3 protein-coding genes are annotated in these 2,316 nt (G+C 74.7%); 2 read left to right on the forward strand and 1 reads right to left on the reverse strand.

What is annotated here, in order from left to right:
* Positions 1-93: 93 nt before the first annotated feature.
* On the reverse strand, positions 94-693 hold the full coding sequence (locus tag V7793_RS36510) for a TetR/AcrR family transcriptional regulator (RefSeq protein WP_336013974.1): 600 nt from the start codon (positions 691-693) through the stop codon (positions 94-96).
* Between the two features lie 84 nt (positions 694-777).
* Here V7793_RS36510 and V7793_RS36515 point away from each other — a divergent pair, with 84 nt between their 5' ends.
* Together V7793_RS36515 and V7793_RS36520 are read left to right on the forward strand one after the other, a co-directional pair.
* Complete coding sequence (locus V7793_RS36515; protein WP_336013975.1) at positions 778-1,323, forward strand: PH domain-containing protein; 546 nt, start codon at positions 778-780, stop codon at positions 1,321-1,323.
* Positions 1,320-2,316 (forward strand): PH domain-containing protein (locus tag V7793_RS36520; protein ID WP_336013977.1); only part of this gene is annotated, 997 nt, incomplete at its 3' end. The genes V7793_RS36515 and V7793_RS36520, both read left to right, overlap by 4 nt.

The following is a 2,316-nucleotide window of genomic DNA, read 5'->3' on the forward strand; positions in this document are numbered from 1 at the left end:
CCGTTGCGGCGGAGGGGAGTGGCACGGCCTGCCGGGCCCTCGCCTGCGGGCCGGCCCGGCCGTGCGGTCCCGCCGGGTCGGCGTTCGGCCGCCTTACGGCGTGAACAGGCGTTCCAGATGGCCCTCCAGCAAGCCCTTCGCCTCCTCCGGTGTGCACACCTCCAGCAGGAGATACGTCGTCAGCCCGTCCGTCAGGGCGATCAGCAGCATCGCCTCCGCGTCCGGCACGCGGGCCGCCTCCACCTCGCCCCGGTCGATCCCCGCCCGGATCTGGTCCGCGTAGAAGGCCCGCAGGGCCGGTACGCCCTCCTTGGCGTGGCCTCGCAGCCGTTCGTCGTGGAGGGCGCGGACGAAGTAGGCGATCTGGACCAGGTTCCCGGTGCGGCTCTCCTCGTCCAGGGGGAGCATCTCCGTGACCGTCTCCCGCAGGACGTCCCGCGGCGACGGCGGTGCGGAGAGGCTCATGAGGCGCCTGCGGATGCGCTCCTCCGCCAGGCCGCCCAGGTGCTTGAGGGCGAAGACGAGCAGCTCGTCCCTGCTGGAGAAGTAGTGCTGGAGCTGCCCCAGCGAGATCCCCGCCTCCGCCGCGACGTCGCGCAGGCTCGCGCCGTCGAGCCCCCGCGCGCACGCGATGCGCCACAGGGCCTCCGCGATCGCCCGGCGGCGCTCCTCGTGGTCCACGCGCTTGGGCACGCCCACCACCTCATCTTTCCAAGTCGTTTGTATTGCTATAGCTTATTGCCATACAACTGACTTGGAAAGCAGGGGCGGCACGCCATGACAGGACACCGACGCGGCGCACGCGCACAGACACAGCCCGGGCTCAGGCCACCCCGCAACGGCGTGGACCCGGGGGCCCGCCGCTGGTGGACCGTGCAGGCACTCCTGACGGTCACCGGCCCCCTGCTGCTCGTCGCGGCCGCCCTGCTCGTGAACTCCCTCCTGTTCTTCCCCGGCGCGCTCCCGTGGCTCGGCCCGCTCGTCCTCGCCGTCCTCGTCCTGCCCGCCGCCGGCTACGTCCTGGCGATGCCGCGCCTGCGCTGCCGCGTCCACGCCTGGGAGGTCGGGGAGGCGGCGGTCTACGCCTCCGGCGGCTGGCTCCTGCGCAAGCGCCGCATAGCCCCGCTCTCGCGCGTCCAGACGGTCGACACCGTCCGCGGTCCGCTCCAGAGCCGCTACGGCCTCGCCACGATCACCGTCACCACCGCCTCCACGGCCGGCGACGTCCGCATCACCGGGGTCTCCGACGAGGCCGCCGAGTGGATTGCCGCCCGGATCACCGAAGCCGCCCGCCTCGTGCCCGGGAACGGTGACGCCGCATGAGCGAGCAGCTGCCCGGCCGGCACCCCCGTCAGCGCCCCGAGCAGTGGCGCACCCTCGACCCCCGCACGATCGCCGTGCACTGCACCTGGCTGGGCGCGCCCCTCGGCTCGCTCGCCCTCACCGCGCTCGCCACCGACGGCCGGTTCGACACGCGCGCGTGGATCACGCTCGCCGTGATCGGCGCCGTCTTCGCCGCCATCACCGCGAGCGGCGTCGTCACCTGGCGGCGCACCCGCTACCGCGTCACCGCCGACGCCGTCGAGCTCCGCACGGGCCTGTTCACGCGCAGCGTCCGCGCGATCCCCCTGCACCGCGTCCGCAACGTCGACATCACCGCCAACGCCGTCCAGCGCGTCCTCGGCCTCGCCGTGCTGCGCGCCGGCACCGGCGGCGGGGGGAGCGGCGGCGAGATCTCCCTGGAGGCCCTCGCCCGCCCCGAAGCCGTCCGCCTGCGCGCCGAGCTCCTCGCCCGCTCCGGCGCCGGCCGCGCCGACGACCCCGTGCTCGCCACCGCCGACCTGCGCCGGCTGCGCTACGCCCCGCTGACGTTCTGGGTCGTCGGCGGCGTCTTCGCCGCCGCGGGCGGCGTGTGGCGGATCCTCGACGGGATCGGCATCGAGCCCTGGCGCATCGGCTTCGTCCGCCGCGCCTTCGAGGACTTCGGCCACAGCTTCCTGTGGGTCACGGTCCCGCTCGCCCTCCTCGCGATCACCGTCCTCGGCGCCGTCGGCGCAGTCGCGCTGTACGCCGAGCAGTGGTGGGACTACCGCCTGGAGTGGACCGACGCGGCCACCCTGCGCGTGCGTCGCGGTCTGTTCACCACGCGGTCCGTCTCCATCGAGCGGGCCCGCCTGCGCGGCGTGACGCTGCGCGAGCCGCTCCTGCTGCGCGCGGGCGGCGGGGCGAGCGTCCGGGCCGTCGCGGGCGGCCTCGGCACCAAGGAGGAGAACCGCAGCCGCAGCGTCGTCCTGCCGCCCGCCTCGTACGGCGAGG

It is taken from the genome of Streptomyces sp. KLMMK (genome assembly GCF_036961605.1).
In the GTDB taxonomy this organism is placed as follows: Bacteria; Actinomycetota; Actinomycetes; order Streptomycetales; family Streptomycetaceae; genus Streptomyces; species Streptomyces telluris.

Bases quoted from the DNA above. Each gene is read 5' to 3' on its own strand.
- V7793_RS36515 (WP_336013975.1), top strand. From the start codon at position 778: ATGACAGGACACCGACGCGGCGCACGCGCACAGACACAGCCCGGGCTC.